The 14,940-nt window shown below is 49.5% G+C and carries 10 protein-coding genes and 5 tRNA genes; 5 read left to right on the plus strand and 10 right to left on the minus strand.

The features are described 5' to 3' along the window. Nucleotides 1-65 precede the first annotated feature (65 nt). The 4 genes from C9I92_RS01955 to C9I92_RS01970 form a co-directional block, all read right to left on the minus strand. A complete protein-coding gene (locus C9I92_RS01955) occupies nt 66-2,969 on the minus strand; it encodes a pyridoxal phosphate-dependent class III aminotransferase (protein WP_047885699.1) in 2,904 nt (967 codons plus the stop codon). A 962-nt stretch (nt 2,970-3,931) separates the two neighbouring features. Beyond that, nucleotides 3,932-4,007, minus strand: a tRNA-Gly gene (locus C9I92_RS01960). 4 nt (nt 4,008-4,011) lie between these two features. Next, a tRNA-Cys gene (locus C9I92_RS01965) sits at nt 4,012-4,085 on the minus strand. 4 nt (nt 4,086-4,089) lie between these two features. Next, nucleotides 4,090-4,165: transfer RNA gene (locus tag C9I92_RS01970), tRNA-Gly, on the minus strand. 335 nt (nt 4,166-4,500) lie between these two features. On the opposite strand from C9I92_RS01970, the gene C9I92_RS01975 reads away from it, so the two are divergent. Both C9I92_RS01975 and C9I92_RS01980 read left to right on the plus strand, forming a co-directional pair. Then, entirely contained in the window at nt 4,501-5,841 is a 1,341-nt protein-coding gene (locus tag C9I92_RS01975; RefSeq protein WP_047884208.1) for a DUF2254 domain-containing protein, read from the plus strand. A gap of 263 nt (nt 5,842-6,104) precedes the next feature. Next, nucleotides 6,105-6,386: a sll1863 family stress response protein gene (locus tag C9I92_RS01980; RefSeq protein ID WP_047884207.1), complete on the plus strand. Its 282-nt coding sequence runs from the start codon at nt 6,105-6,107 to the stop codon at nt 6,384-6,386. Nucleotides 6,387-6,433: 47 nt separating this feature from the next. Here C9I92_RS01980 and nhaA read toward each other — a convergent pair whose 3' ends face one another. The 5 genes from nhaA to C9I92_RS02005 all read right to left on the minus strand — a co-directional run bounded on the left by nhaA (nt 6,434) and on the right by C9I92_RS02005 (nt 11,318). Further along, nucleotides 6,434-7,792, minus strand: a complete 1,359-nt coding sequence (gene nhaA / locus C9I92_RS01985; protein ID WP_047884206.1) for a Na+/H+ antiporter NhaA — start codon at nt 7,790-7,792, stop codon at nt 6,434-6,436. Nucleotides 7,793-8,060: 268 nt separating this feature from the next. Beyond that, nucleotides 8,061-9,392 (minus strand): methyl-accepting chemotaxis protein, encoded by a 1,332-nt coding sequence (locus tag C9I92_RS01990; RefSeq protein ID WP_047884205.1) that lies wholly within the window; start codon nt 9,390-9,392, stop codon nt 8,061-8,063. Nucleotides 9,393-10,073: 681 nt separating this feature from the next. Next, nucleotides 10,074-10,147 (minus strand) — tRNA-Cys (locus C9I92_RS01995). A gap of 76 nt (nt 10,148-10,223) precedes the next feature. Then, a tRNA-Leu gene (locus C9I92_RS02000) sits at nt 10,224-10,310 on the minus strand. A gap of 219 nt (nt 10,311-10,529) precedes the next feature. Continuing rightward, entirely contained in the window at nt 10,530-11,318 is a 789-nt protein-coding gene (locus C9I92_RS02005) for a hypothetical protein (protein ID WP_047884204.1), read from the minus strand. A 233-nt stretch (nt 11,319-11,551) separates the two neighbouring features. Here C9I92_RS02005 and C9I92_RS02010 point away from each other — a divergent pair, with 233 nt between their 5' ends. From C9I92_RS02010 to C9I92_RS02020, 3 genes are all read left to right on the plus strand, one after another. Then, nucleotides 11,552-12,271, plus strand: coding sequence for a lipoate--protein ligase family protein (locus tag C9I92_RS02010; RefSeq protein ID WP_047884203.1), 720 nt, complete (start codon nt 11,552-11,554; stop codon nt 12,269-12,271). A 306-nt stretch (nt 12,272-12,577) separates the two neighbouring features. Then, complete coding sequence (locus C9I92_RS02015) at nt 12,578-13,315, plus strand: AzlC family ABC transporter permease (RefSeq protein ID WP_047884202.1); 738 nt, start codon at nt 12,578-12,580, stop codon at nt 13,313-13,315. Continuing rightward, nucleotides 13,305-13,616 (plus strand): AzlD family protein, encoded by a 312-nt coding sequence (locus C9I92_RS02020; protein WP_047884201.1) that lies wholly within the window; start codon nt 13,305-13,307, stop codon nt 13,614-13,616. Before C9I92_RS02015 ends, C9I92_RS02020 begins: the two co-directional genes overlap by 11 nt. Nucleotides 13,617-13,710: 94 nt before the next feature. Here C9I92_RS02020 and C9I92_RS02025 read toward each other — a convergent pair whose 3' ends face one another. Then, complete coding sequence (locus C9I92_RS02025) at nt 13,711-14,820, minus strand: succinylglutamate desuccinylase/aspartoacylase family protein (protein WP_047884200.1); 1,110 nt, start codon at nt 14,818-14,820, stop codon at nt 13,711-13,713. Nucleotides 14,821-14,940: the final 120 nt, after the last annotated feature.

The following is a 14,940-nucleotide window of genomic DNA, read 5'->3' on the forward strand; positions in this document are numbered from 1 at the left end:
CCATCATTTAATGAGTAAGTGTCCAGGCACAGCCAGCCCGACGACCGACTGTGCCCTACGAGTTGTTAGCTTGCAGTCAGCTCAACCTGAGCTGCTACCTGGCTAATCTCTTTAAGTAACGCTTCAAAATGCGACAGCGTCAGACAAGGGTTCAGAATGGTGAACTTCAGGGCCACGTTACCGTTAACCATGGTTTCACCCAGTACTGCTTTACCTTGTACCAGCGCATCCATACGAAGCTGTTTGTTCAGGCTGTCCAGTACTGCGGCGTCAGTGTGGTTGCCGACATAGCGGAACAACACAGTGGACAGAGCAGGATCAGCCAGTAGTTCAAATTCAGAAGACTGATTCACCATGTCCGCAACCAATTGAGTCTGGTTCAGCAGGTGATCATACATTGCGCCCAGCGCCTTCGGTCCAACGCTTTGCATGGTCATCCATACTTTCAGGGCGTCAAAACGTTTGGTTGTCGCAATAGACTTGTCCACCAGGTTTGGCAGCAGGTCATCTTCACGGTTCAGGTAGTCTGCGTGATGAAGCAGATACTTGAAGTTTTCTTTGTCTTTAACCAGTACCGCACCACAGCTGATTGTTTGATAGAACAGCTTGTGGAAGTCAACGCTCACTGAGTCCGCTTTCTCGATACCGTGCAGGCGTGTCTTGTGACGGCTCAGAATCAGCGCACCGCCGTAAGCACCGTCTACGTGCAGCCACAGGTTGTGTTGCTGCGCGATATCAGCCAGACCAGCCAGATCATCGATCGCACCGTTATCGGTTGTACCTGCCGTACCTACCAGAGCAAATGGCAGCAGATCTTCATTTTTCAGCGCTTCAATCGTTTTCACCAGTGAAGCCAGCTGAATTGTACCGTCCGGGTTAGTATCAACAGTCACTACAGCATTTTCACCCAGCCCCATCAGAGAAGCTGTTTTCTGTACCGTAAAGTGAGACTTCTTCGAACACAGAATACGCATCTTGCCAGCATACTCAGGCAGACCCTGCTTCTGAATGTTGTGGCCGGAAATCGTATCTGCTGCCCAGTCACGCGCCAGTAGCAGACCCATCTGGTTTGACTGCGTACCACCACTGGTGAAGATACCGTCAGCCTGAGTGCCCAGTTCGTACACTTCGCACAGCCAGTCTACCACTTTCTGCTCAACGAAAGTCGCCGAACTTGCCTGATCCCAGGAGTCCATAGACTGGTTAAGCGCCGCGATAAATGCTTCACCGGCAATAGCAGGCAGCAATGGTGGCGTATGCAGGTGCGCAATGCAATGCGGGTGCTGAACCATGATCGAGTTTTTCGCGATCAGATCACCCGTTTCTTCAATTACACGCTCCAGAGGCAGCTGCTGATTGCTCAGATCAACGTTGTTGATCAGCGTTTTCAGGATCTGCGGGTCCATACCAGAGTAAGGCGTGGACGTCTCTTCAAACACTTGCTTCAGAACTTGCGTAGTCTGATTCAGAACCGCTTCAAATCGGTCCGCGCCGCCTTTACCGGTATGGATAAAGTGCTGGCTCCAGTCGTCATTCGACGCAGTGTTGTCTTCAACTTTCTCTTTTGCCGGACCCGCTGTTGCCAGAATCGCCTGACGCAGAGTTTCCAGAGCAAAATCAAGTTGCTCGTAGCTGATGATCAGTGGTGGCAGGAAGCGCAGAACAGAGCCTTGGCGGCCGCCTTTTTCAATGATCAGACCACGTTCCAGCGCAGCACGCTGAATAGCGATAGTCAGCGCTGAATCTGCTTCCGGCTCACCGAATTTGTTCTTCGAACCGTCAGGCTTACAGATTTCAACACCCAGCATCAAACCTTTACCGCGAACTTCAGCAATACAGTCAGTTTCACGGGCCAGACGCTCCAGACCTTCACGCAGGTACTGGCCAGCCAGACGAGCGTGCTCGGTCAGGTTGTCACGACGGATGATTTCCAGTGCTTTCGCACCCGTTGCCATTGCCAGCTGGTTACCACGGAACGTACCGGTGTGTTCACCCGGACGCCAGGTATCGATAGACTTATCGAACACCAGGATAGACATTGGCAGGCCGCCGCCTACAGCTTTAGACAGACACAGAATATCAGGCGTGATGCCAGATTCTTCAAAGGCGAAGTTGCTGCCTGTTTTACCGATACCACACTGGATTTCATCAAAAATCAGCAGGATACCGTGATCTTTAGTAATACGGCGCAGTTCACGCAGCCAGAATGCAGGAGCTGGAATCACACCGCCTTCGCCCTGTACAGGCTCAACGATGATCGCTGCAGGTTTCTGTACGCCGCTTTCGTCGTCGTTCAACATACGCTCAATGTAGCGCAGGGTTTGCTTCGCACCTTCATCACCGTGCATGCCAAACGGGCAGCGCAGGCTGTATGGGAATGGCAGGAAGTGAACATCAGACATCAATCCCTGACGACGGGCCTTCGTATTCAGGTTACCCATCATCGCCATTGTGCCGTTCGTCATACCATGGTACGCGCCGTGGAAGGCCGCCATGGTGTTACGTCCTGTTGTTTGCTTCGCAAGTTTGATCGCAGCTTCCACTGCGTCTGCACCGGAAGGACCACAGAACTGAATACGGGCATTTTTGGCAAACTCATCCGGCAGGAAGTTCATGACTTCCTTGATGAATTTATCTTTCGCTGGTGTTGTCAGATCCAGCGTCTGGTATGGCAAACCAGCTTGCAGATGTTCAATGATTGCCTGGTTGATCTCAGGGTGGTTATAGCCCAGTGCCAGAGTACCGGCACCAGCCAAGCAATCTAGAAACAGTTGGCCACGGCTGTCTTCGACCAGAGCGCCTGAAGCCTTGACGATAGCAAGCGGTAAACGTCGAGGGTAAGAACGCACCTCTGACTCATAATGCTCCTGACTGAGCAGCAACTCATCCGGTGTCAGATCATAGACCCCATGTACCACAGGTACATTTGAAGCAAGTTTTAGCTCATTAAGGTCAAACACATTACTCATGTAGTTTTCCATCTCATCACATAGTACCAATACACATGAAATTTCATTTCTTCAGACTCATCCCTCACCTCGCAGCCATTATAAACAGGGCATTGAGATGATAGAGCGCTGAGAGCAAGGAAATTGTCACGGTACGGTACAGAATGCATCGTGTTTAGATGCATAGACTTATAATTTGCCGAAAACGATTAAACGTTCGACGTGACCAATTAAATTTCTGACTTGCCAGAAAAAATTATCCTTTGCAAAACAAAGGCTAGGCAATACATTCATCAGAATATTAACAACCAGTGACTGTGATCAGAGAGATCAAGGCTCAGTAATAATACTGCAGTTGGGTAAGACAAAGCTGATAAGGATTGATAAATAAAATAATTTCACAGTTGGGTTCCCTCAATATGCCGCTGCGGGTTCTTTGGCCGGCAGTCAGCGCTATTAATGCCCTTCTATTGGCCACTAGCATGACCAATACCTACAATCGCATAAAAAATGCAATCAGCCCGAATACATTTTTATGCCGTGTGTCTCAGTAAAATGTCCCCCTGAGATTGCGCGGAAAAGTAACATATCAAAGATGCCGAGCCAAGCATTATTTGAACGAAATAACTCGCGCATAACATTTCAATGGTTACCACTACCTTAACACCCCCTCAAAGCATGTATTACATATGCAACAAGCATAAAACAGATAAAAAAACCATAAAAATATCATTTTAAAGTCATAAATAAATCATCAATTTATACGGTTTATCTATAAGATCATGAAAACCCAGAATTATTGAGCAACCAAATAATAAACAAATAATAAACGTTCATTTTTCACTCAACCCTTTACTCTGAGCAGTGATGGCTAAGTATCAATAAAAGTGGTTGAAAACCGTAAGTGACAAGCGAGGAAAAGAGAAGAAACAGGGAAAGCCCAAATGCAAAAAGCCCTGACATTACTGTCAGGGCTTCGAATCTGGAGCGACACACGAGGTTCGAACTCGTGACCTCAACCTTGGCAAGGTTGCGCTCTACCAACTGAGCTAGTGTCGCAATATGGAGGCGCGTCCCGGAGTCGAACCGAGGTCCACGGATTTGCAATCCGCTGCATAGCCACTCTGCCAACGCGCCTTTTTGGAGCGACACACGAGGTTCGAACTCGTGACCTCAACCTTGGCAAGGTTGCGCTCTACCAACTGAGCTAGTGTCGCTTCATCTCATCATTCGGGTACAACCCGTGAGAACGAGTTGTACTTTAACGGATTACGCCACAAGGTCAACAATAAATTTCTCCCCCTATCATCAAACGGTCAAAAAGCCGCCTTTGCGGTTTATTTTTTATCCGTGACGCGTAAGTTTCCTGCCAGCCACTGTATGCCCCAAGAATATATGGACCAAGAGTAAGCACTCTTAAGACTGCGCCGCATCCAACATATCCAGCCAGTCTCTATATAGGGCCTTACACTCTCAGTACCTGTCGGTTTCCCCTCTTTTCTTCATTGTGTTGCCTAAACTAAAATTTTCAGACCCGAGACGCGGAGGAAGAATGAAGGTTTATCTCGGTAACCTCTGGGAATACTTACGTACCAGTTTCTGGTTTGTACCAACGTTTATGATGTTGCTTTCCACGCTGCTGGCTGTCGGCACCATCTGGTTTGATCTCAGTTTCCATTTTTCTCGTCGCCAACTGCCTTTCTGGTTAATCTCCGCTAATGCCGAAAACGCAGAAGTACTGATATCCACCATTGCCAGTTCAATGATCACGGTCGCAGGTGTGGTCTTTTCCATGACCATGGTGGTACTGTCGCTGGCCTCCAGTCAGCTTGGCCCCCGGCTGCTGCGTAACTTTATCCGTGACCCCGTGACACAGGTTGGCCTGGGGATTTTCACCTCCACCTTCCTGTATTGTCTGCTGGTACTGGCCTGGCTGCTGGCACTGGCGGATACCGGTGTCCATTTGCGACTATCGCTGACGATGGCCATTATGCTTGCGTTTGCCAGCCTGCTGATGCTCATTCGCTACATTCACCATGTGTCTGTTTTTATCCAGGCGGACACCCTGATACAAGCCGTGTCAGATGAACTCTGCTCAGCCATCGATCGCCTCTATCCGGATACTTACGATAAAGAGACATCGGCCCCTATTGCTCCACACGACAATGAGCACCCCGGCCAAAGTCTGATGATACCAGCCCTGACCAGCGGCTATGTTCAGGCCATCGATTTAGAAGGGTTGTTTCATTTTGCCGATGAGCAGGATGCCAGCCTTCAGTTGTACTGCCAGCCAGGCCAGTTTGTGATTGAAAAAGCCCAACTAGCAACGTACTGGCATCAAAAACCGCCTGAAGAGGAGATAGACACTCAGCTCAACCGCTATTTCATCATCGGAGACAAAGCGACCCCGGAGCAGGATATTGTGTTCAGTATTCGCCAGCTTGAAGAAGTTGCCTTGCGGGCACTGTCGCCCGGCATTAATGACCCCGGCACCGCGATTGCCTGTGTCGATCGACTGACGATTGCCCTGGGAATTTTGCTCCACCGCCACTTTACGTCTTCACACCGCTTTAATGATGACGGGCTATTAAGGCTGACCTCCAAGCCGATCTCATTTGAAAACATAGCAGATGCCGCTTTAAACCAGATTCGGCAGCACAGCCAGGCCAACGTGGCCGTCACCGCGTGTATTTTGCGAAATCTTGCCATGCTGGCCAGACAAGCCGTTCGTTCGACAGACAAACAAGCTATCGAGAAGCATGCCATTCTGGCCACCAATGGGTGCCTCGAGCACATTAATGAACCGGTCGACAGAGAGCGCATTGACCAGTCTCTCAGCGAAGTGAAGTCGGCCTTGCACCAGAGCCACGGGCAGGATTTCCATTCGGGCTGAATACCGGTTTGCTAACGGCAAGTCGCTGATACCTGGGTAGCAGATTCTCGGGGGCAATGTGCGCCGCTCGTGATGACAGGCACTAAAACGAGAGGCAACAAATCGGGGGCTATCCGATACTTATCACAGCGTTCAACGTTTACTGATGATGCCATAACTACAGTAGCCACAGCACGACTGCCCTGTGCTCTGAGACATCTCTGAGACATACGCTACACATCTAAGAAAAGAATTCGACTTACCTATCGAATAAGGAGCCAACAATGGATCGCAAAGCACTCATCGATAAACTGCATGCCAGACTGCTTGACTGGAACAATGAAATTACCCGACTCGAAGCCAAAGCAGAGCAGGCCTCAGGGGAAGCCAAACGTGACTTGCTTGAAACCATCGAACAGATGAAACAGCGCAAAGAAGAAGCCAGAACCAAAATTGCCGAGTTGCAGCATGCGAGTGACAGTGCCTGGGAAGACATCAAAAAAGGAGCAGATGAGGCCCTCGATGCCATCAAGCGCTCATTTGAATCTGCCAAATCCAAATTCTGACCGCTTATCTGGCTGACAGCATCATACATACCAGCCTTAAGCCGGTATTAACATTCGCTGCCGTTTGTGGCTGGCTGTTGTTTCAGCCACAAATAGCCCAGCGTGCCCGCCAGAAAAGAGGCGAGCAGCACCGCTGTTTTCGCCACCAGTAACGCGTCAGGATCTTCTGAAAACCCCAGGCTGCTAATGAATATCGACATTGTGAACCCGACGCCCCCCAGCATGCCGATGCCGACAACGTGGCGTAATGACAATCCGTCCGGCAGCACACCCAGTTTCAACTGCATCGTCAGCCAGCAAAATAAAGGGATGCCGACAGCTTTTCCTATCACCAGGCCGAAAATCACTCCCGCGCCAAGCGGATGCAACCACACACTGGTCAGCGATTCGGTATCAATGGCAACACCGGCATTGGTCAGCGCAAACAAAGGCAGAATAAACAACGCAACCGGAGTTTCCAGCACCTTTTCCCAACGTCGCAATGGCGTAGAGGTTTTCTCTGCTGCTTTCTGCAGGTACTCGACCACTTCGTGCTGTTCCTGATCTTCCAGGATCTGATTGATCTCTTTATTCTGTCGGTGCAGTCGCTCAAACCGGAATAATAGTTTCCTGCCCTTTTCAACCAGCCATTTGGGATCCCGTTTACCGCGAGCAGGGACGGCAGCCGCCACAATAATACCGGCCAACGTGGAATGCAGCCCGGAACCATGCAAGGCCACCCACAGCACAATGCCGGCCAGCAGATAAGCGCTTGGACGCCTGATTCCTGCCAGATTCATCGCGGTCAGCACTAGCGTCATCGCCGCTGCAACGGCCAGGTACGGCAGGCTGATATCGTCAGAGTAAAACAGCGCAATGACCAGAATGGCGCCCAGATCATCAATAATGGCCAAAGCAGTTAAAAACACGAATGCCGCAGAGGGAATTCCTTTGCCCAACAAAGCCAGAATCCCGACCGCCAGCGCAGTGTCTGTGGCAACCGGGATCCCCCAGCCATGGCCGTATCCTGACGAGAGATTAAGCGCGTAATAAATGGATGCGGGAAAAAGAATTCCACCTAAAGCCGCAAAGGCGATTGGGGCTAAACGCTGCAGCGTTCTGATTTCCCCGACCAGCAGTTCCCGCTTCACTTCCAAGCCCAGCAGGAAGAAAAAGTAGGTCATGAAAGCTTCATTGACCCAAAGCTGCAGGCTCATTTCAAACTTGGCCTCGCCCCAGGAAAGGCCAATAGGGATGGCTTTGAAGGCTTCGTAGTGGTCAGCATAAGGTGAATTGGCCACAACCAGTGCCAGAATCACACAGAAAATCAGCAACACGCTGAGAGTGATTTGATTGCTGATAAATGACTGGAAAGGCTGATACAGCTTTTCAAATCCGTATTCAATTTTTTGGGGAGTCAACGGCATGGTTCCATTTCCCTCCAGTCACACACACTGGTTTATCTCAGAGTGTAAAGCGTGGAAGGGAAATAAAAACGGGTCAAGTTTATGCTGGCGCTGAGCGGCAAAAAGCCCGTGCGGCAAAAGCCAAGACAGTAAAAAGCCGGATAAACCGGCTTTTTACTGATTCCGCTATTTTTACAGGTTCAGCTAGCAGCACACTTAGCACTGATTACCATCTTAATCTCATATCTGTCTGCCGACTTATGCACATTTACGCGCAACCTGAAACCCGTTAACGGCACGGCGTTTCCGGCTGATCGCTGACCAGCTCGCTCACCGTATCGGCGACGTTCTGCGCGCCCAGACTAATTTCAGCAATCAGTGCCTGAGTCGCCTGAAGCTGTGCGTTACAGTCGTGCACCATGTTCTGAATGTCCGCCATGGTCTGCTCAGCACTGGCCGTCAAAGAAGCATTGTGCTGTACGATGGCCTCAATTTCCCCGGTTGCTCGCATCGTGTTAGAAGCCAGGTTTCTCACTTCATCTGCGACCACGGCAAAACCCCGCCCATACTCACCGGCTCGGGCCGCTTCGATTGCTGCATTCAGGGCCAGCAGGTTGGTCTGATCGGCAATCTTGGAAATGGTCGTGACGATCTGAGTGATATTCTGTGACTGCACGGCAAGATCGGTCATCAGTTGGTTAGCCTGAGAAACCGACGCAGTGATACTGGCAGCAATTTCAGTGGCGGAATTCAGCGTCGCTGCCCCCTGACCAGCAATCCCCACCGTTTCATCCGATGTTTGCATGGCGACTTCAGACGCTGAGCGAATGGCCTCGGCACGTCGAATTCGCGCCGTCACATCACTGGCAAATTTCACCACCCTGACGACATTCCCCTGCTCATCAAAGACTGGGTTATACGTCGCCTCAAGCCAAATCACGTCCCCGTTTTTCGTTTGTCGTTCAAACAACCCTGACTGATATTGCCCACGGGCCAGAGACTTCCAGAATTCGGAGATATCGGATAAAAAAGCTGGCGTACAGAATATCCGGTGATGCTGTCCAACAATCTCTCGTAGTGAATACCCGACACACCGACAAAAATTGTCATTGGCATGCAACACCGTTCCTTCTGGTGAAAACTCAATGGTTGCTAATGATTTTTGCAACGCCGTAAAAACAGCCCCCTGCGCATCGAGTTGCTGCTTTTGCTGAGTCACATCGGCAGCAATTTTGATGACTTTGGCAACACGACCATTGCCGTCGAGCACCGGAATATAGTTAGCTTCAATCCAGACACTGTTACCATCCCTGCCAACCCGCTCAAACGTGCCATGTTGACTGCGCCCCTGCCCTAGCTGGTGCCAGAACTGGCGGTATTCGTGCTGGGCAACCTGTTGTGGCGGACAAAACTGCCGATGATGCTGCCCCACCACGTCTTCCGGCAAGTATCCAAGTGTTTGCGTAAACAAAGCGTTCGCCGTGATGACTGTGCCATCAGGTGTAAATTCTATGTATGGGACACTACGCTGCACCGCCTGCATAAGCTGAGACTGTTCTTTCAACCTCGCAATGACCTGCTCGTTATCCTGCCGTGATGTTGAGCGTCCCAGAAAAAACATAGAAGTTTCCTTATGATTATTATTCGTTATACGTAATGGCAAACTTGTTGTGGCCGATTATGTCTCCATCGCCCAATAGCAATACAGCACTTCCCTCAAATTAACCATTTTCTCAAATGGAAAAAGGTTTCAGCGCCTGCCCATGAGCAAAAGAGCGCGAAGTGTAGTACATCTGATAACGCGATTTAACAACAATTGGGTCAATAAAAGCTCAAACATTATAAAAACGGATAAAAGAAAGCATAACCATCTGATAAAATTATTTATCTTTCATAATGTTACAAAAAGTAACCAAACTATCAGCTGTTATCCCACCCACAGCCCTTCCGTCTACCAGCAGATGGAAAATCAAACCGTTCAAACACTTTGATGAGTGAAACGTTGCTTGAACAATTTACACTGGCGAACAATCTACTCTGGCGAACACTGGATTCTAGTGAACAATGGATTCAGGTGAACCTAGACTCCGGTGAGCATTAGATCCTGATTAGACGTCTCAAAAAGGAGTGTGGACGTTGAAGAAACTTACGCGATGAGGTGGCACGAAAAGAATGAAAATAGAACACGGTTATCAGCTATATCTGAAGACGCACTGAATAACAGAAAATCGATGACAGGTAAAATGCTTAGTGGGAAATGTAGCTGATGTGAAAGTGCTGATGGGATGAATACACAGAAAAATGGAGGCGCGTCCCGGAGTCGAACCGAGGTCCACGGATTTGCAATCCGCTGCATAGCCACTCTGCCAACGCGCCTTTGAATACTCTCTTTATGAATGCCGATGATGAAACCGACCCTACTCGTGGCATGAGTAAGTAACGAGAGTAAAGATGGTGCCCCGGGCCGGACTTGAACCGGCACGCCGCGAACGGCGAGGGATTTTAAATCCCTTGTGTCTACCAATTTCACCACCAGGGCAACGCTTAAAAGCGATACTGCTAACTGAAGAAAGTTAAACACCATCTGTTCTGAGAGTTTCCCCGTAAGAACGAGGTGTACTTTACTGGATTGAAAAAATCCGTCAATAAGAAGTTTTATCTTTTTTATTCATATGGTTCAAAAGCATTCCACTTGGGATGCCCAACGCGCAATTAGCGTAAATAATTGACACTGCTTCTCAATGCCCGCCTTGTATGGCTACAAAAAATAGTCTTTGTATAAAAAACCTGTAACCGCAATGTGCGCCACCACGGGAAAAGCAATCAACATAAGCCGTAGCGTGTGAACCAGCGACCACTTTGCCTTCTCAAACGTTAATGGATAGTCAAAATACACCAGTAAATAAAGCATTTGCTGAATGGGGAAAAAGCCTGCTTTTAACAGAATATTTCTTCCTGATGCAGTAATGATAAACAAAGCATGGGGAATATAAGACGTTCTGACATCACGAGTAGTTGGCCAATAAGACACGACAATGTTTTGAATTTCGGTCCTCGCGACGGTGAGACACTGCGGACCTTGAGGCTCGGGTTCTCTCGGCTCAGGATGTCGGGGCTGGTGCTCCATAGACTCAGAAACATCCATGATATGGCATGGGGGAAGCTCCACTTTCCCATGGCTGATAAGGCATGACAGGCCTGAGACGTGGTAACAACGTTTAATACATGACTTTCGCAGGAGTAAATAACAAGGCACAGTGGCCCCATAGATGATGAGCGCAAGGACTGGCGGCCAAATCTTTGCGTAGATAAACGGCAATATTGCCAGACTAACCAACGAGATAAAATATAAGCCCTCTAATAAAAAGGGTAATGGATACAGTATTGATACCACTTTCAAGCGAATTACACTGGTTGGTGAAAGCGTCTTTTTCCCTTTAAAATCTGTGGCACCAAACCAGGAGGAGTCATTTATGGTGATCTTATCCATCTTTTCCATAACAGTATTGTGACTTTTCATTCCTTGAAAATGAGTCTGTAATGGCATCAGAAAGTGCCTCCCTAATACACCTTCAGTGCCCGGTTTCAGATCTGCGCGGCACAATATAAAACATGGCACATAATAAGAAAATGTGAATTTTTCGCATTTCAACCGTGCGATATTTCGCTGCCAGTGACCGTTAACCACCTGAAATAACCTTATTTCTTGTCCCCCTTGTTTTCAATACACTTTCAGGTCAGCATAGCGTTACTGTCTTGCCACCAGCCAGGAGATACCCGTTGACAGCAAAAAACAAATTGATTCGTTACCTGAGTATCGAGGCTGAAGATCTTTTCGAAAAAGAAGCCGAGCTGCTGCACATGGTCCAGTCCAATGCCCTTTCTCAGGCACTGCTGCTGTGGCAAGCAAAAAGCCCAACTCTTGTTCTGCCCGCCGGAAAAAAATGGCCGGTCTCTCCGACTCTGATTGCTGAGCTTGACGCATCCGGCTGGAAATTAGTCTCAAGAAAAACCGGCGGCGCTCCTGTACCGCAGCTGCCAGGTGTCATAAACCTCTCCCATATCTATCATTGGCCGGAGGGGCTGCCATACGATATCAAGACGGCGTATTTGCATCTGTGCCAGATTCTCACCCATTTCTTTGACGATCTGGGTGTCTCCGTAAACATCCATGCAACGCCCGGTTCCTATTGTGATGGTGATTACAACCTCAATATCGACAACCGAAAAGTGGTAGGAACGGCTCAGCGAGTATTGCTGAAAAAAGGCGGCGGTCAGGTTGTGCTTTCACAGGCCTGTATCCTGCTCACAGGCAACATGGATGACATTGTAAAGCCTGTACAGCTGTGTAATCGGATCTGTAATAATCCGGTACAAATCCGTGCCGATGTTCATACACCGCTTTTTGAGCACATAGATCATCAGCCGTCGGTGGATACACTGTTTCAGAAATTGACCAGTGCTTTCCTCCGCTCCGGCCCTATCAGCTCAACAGGGTAATCTGTAGGGCAACTGTCAGGCGCACTGTCAGTCATGCCCTCTATACCGTTCCTTGGCTTGGCTTGGCGGTATTCAAAACGTGACTGTTTAAGCAAGCGGTATGTGAATGAGCGCCGAATGCATAAGATACATATCATTAAGGCGTGTTGAATCCCTATTGAAGCGAGCCTGATTACATCCCAGTACATCTGCTAGCCATTCACATCCAGAGAGATATGAGACATACTGCAAACCATAACAACTATATTCTGCTGATTGTATAAGACAATCCATCTTTTCCACCTACACACTGGCTATCTGATCACCATGCAAACCGACATTCAACCCAACCTGACGTCAGGTACAAACCTGCACGAGTTCTCGAAAAAAGAAGTCTGGAACGGCTTTACCCAACTGGTACCACTGTCCTTTTTTGTCGTCGTATTTGGCGCGGCTTTTGGCCTGGCGGCCTCACAAACCGGCCTGGATAACACCTCGTCACTCCTGATGAGTACACTGGTGTTCGCTGGCGCATCTCAGTTTGCCGCCCTGGACTTGTGGGGCACAGAAGTGCCTGTTATTCCACTGATGGTCACGGTGTTTGCTATCAATGCCCGTCACCTGTTGATGGGAGCAACGCTGTATCCCTGGTTGCGTCACCTGCCTCCTGCAAAACGGTATGGCGTCATGCTCCTGGCATCAGATGCAAACTGGGCATTGTCACTCAATGCACTCAGTCGTGGCGAACGCGGGATAGGCTTGCTGCTGGGCGGTGGTCTGGCGCTCTGGTCGTTCTGGATTGTCGGCACCTGGCTGGGACTGACCTTTGGTAACGCTATTCACGACCCGGTTTCGCTGGGGCTGGACATGGTGATGGGCTGCTTCCTGCTTTCGATGGTAGCTATCGGACCGAAAAACATTCGTATTCTGGTGATCTGGGCCGTTGCGGCGGGTTCATCATTACTGGCTTACTGGTACTTACCTGAAAACAGCCATGTCGTAGCGGGCGCACTGTCGGGTGGTTTGCTGGGCGCATTCTGGACGGAGAAAAAACATGACCATTGAGACCAGTTTCAACGGTACCCTGCTAATTATTCTTGTGATGGCGCTGGTAACCCTCATCACCCGCTGGGGTGGAGTTTTTGTAATGTCTTTTATTCCAATCAGCCATCGAGTCCAACAGTTTATCAGTGCGATGTCTGGTTCCGTACTGGTTGCCCTGCTCGCCCCGCTGGCAGTGGAAGGGGATAACGGTGCACGGTTGGCATTACTGGCGACAGCCATTGTGATGATGATTTGGAAAAAGCCTTTACCGGCAATTGCTGCAGGTGTTCTGGCTGCGGCCCTGTTCCGGCATTTGGCATAAAAGAAAAGCCAGAAAGTGATTTCTGGCTTACTTGGCTTACTTGGCTTACTTGGCTTACTTGGCTTACTTGGCTTACTTGGCTTACTGGCTCATCTTACAGCGGAAAAGTATTGGTCATCACTTTATAAAGCTCAGTCCCCTGATTAACACTGGCCGATGCAAAATGGAGAACCGGGATCGCATCGCAATGCAAAGCCAGATCCCGGCGTTCACAAGCCTCACTTGCCAGCGCGTTAAAATGCCACAAAGTAACCAACGGCTCACCAGCCGCCAGCGGTTGATTCACCGCGGCATGGTATTCAACTTGCCCGCCAGCCGGGCTGAAAAACGCTTTGTAATCTTTCAGATAACACGCATGCTGTGTCACTGGCTCACACTCAACAACCTGCGTTGCTGACCACAAGCCCTGATGCTGCAGATACTGACAAATGCCAAGCGCATCTTCTCGTGCGGCCTGCACGTTCAGCTTCTCCTGCGAGCCCAGTTCAATCGTGAAAGCATCCACCATCACAGGTAACGGACGTCCAAACTTGGCAAACGCCTCGCTCAGTTGCCACCAGGGGCTGAAACTCGCTTCATCCATCGCACCACTGAAATCACTCGGAATCAGAATATTCAGCGGGATATTGAAATAACGCGCACGCTCTCTGGCATATTCCGGCACATACAAATGACGCGCGGAAATCGGCCCGGTATGCAGATCCAGCACAATATCAGCCTCAACCGCCATCAGTTGTAAATTGATGGCAAGATGCTGGCCGCAGGTCAGTCCCCATGGGGAATTCAGCCGCTCATGCAAATGCTGTCTCAACTGACCGCGAAACGCCTCACGAATCACGGTTTCCTCAGCATGGCGGTATTCCTCACAGAACGGAGCAATCAGACTGGCATCAAAATGATACTGACGATTCCAGTTTACCCCCGTTACAGGGTCAAAACGGCCAAGGGTGAACTCACCACTTTTCTGATTAATGCCCATCGGATTAGCAAGCGGCACCAGCACCACATCCCCTTCTGGCGGGTGTTGCCGAAAGAACTCAAGCAGCTGATAAATCACCGCGTTACCCTGAACTTCGGCACCGTGCACATTCGCCTGAATATACACCCGAGGGCCATTGCCGCTACCCTGAATACGGATAACGGAAATTTCCATTGGATTACCCGTTGGCTGCTCACCCACTTTCATTTTTTCTGTTGCAATCATTTGCCATTCCGAAGATTTCGCTTCGGCTCTCCGTGATCAGGCGCAGGCCTGTCTCAACAAGCCTGCACAATGAAGTTATCGCGTTGCTGATGTTGTTAGCGTATAAAGTTGTTAGCGTAT

The organism is Photobacterium ganghwense (assembly GCF_003025595.1).
GTDB classification, from domain to species: domain Bacteria; phylum Pseudomonadota; class Gammaproteobacteria; order Enterobacterales; family Vibrionaceae; genus Photobacterium; species Photobacterium ganghwense.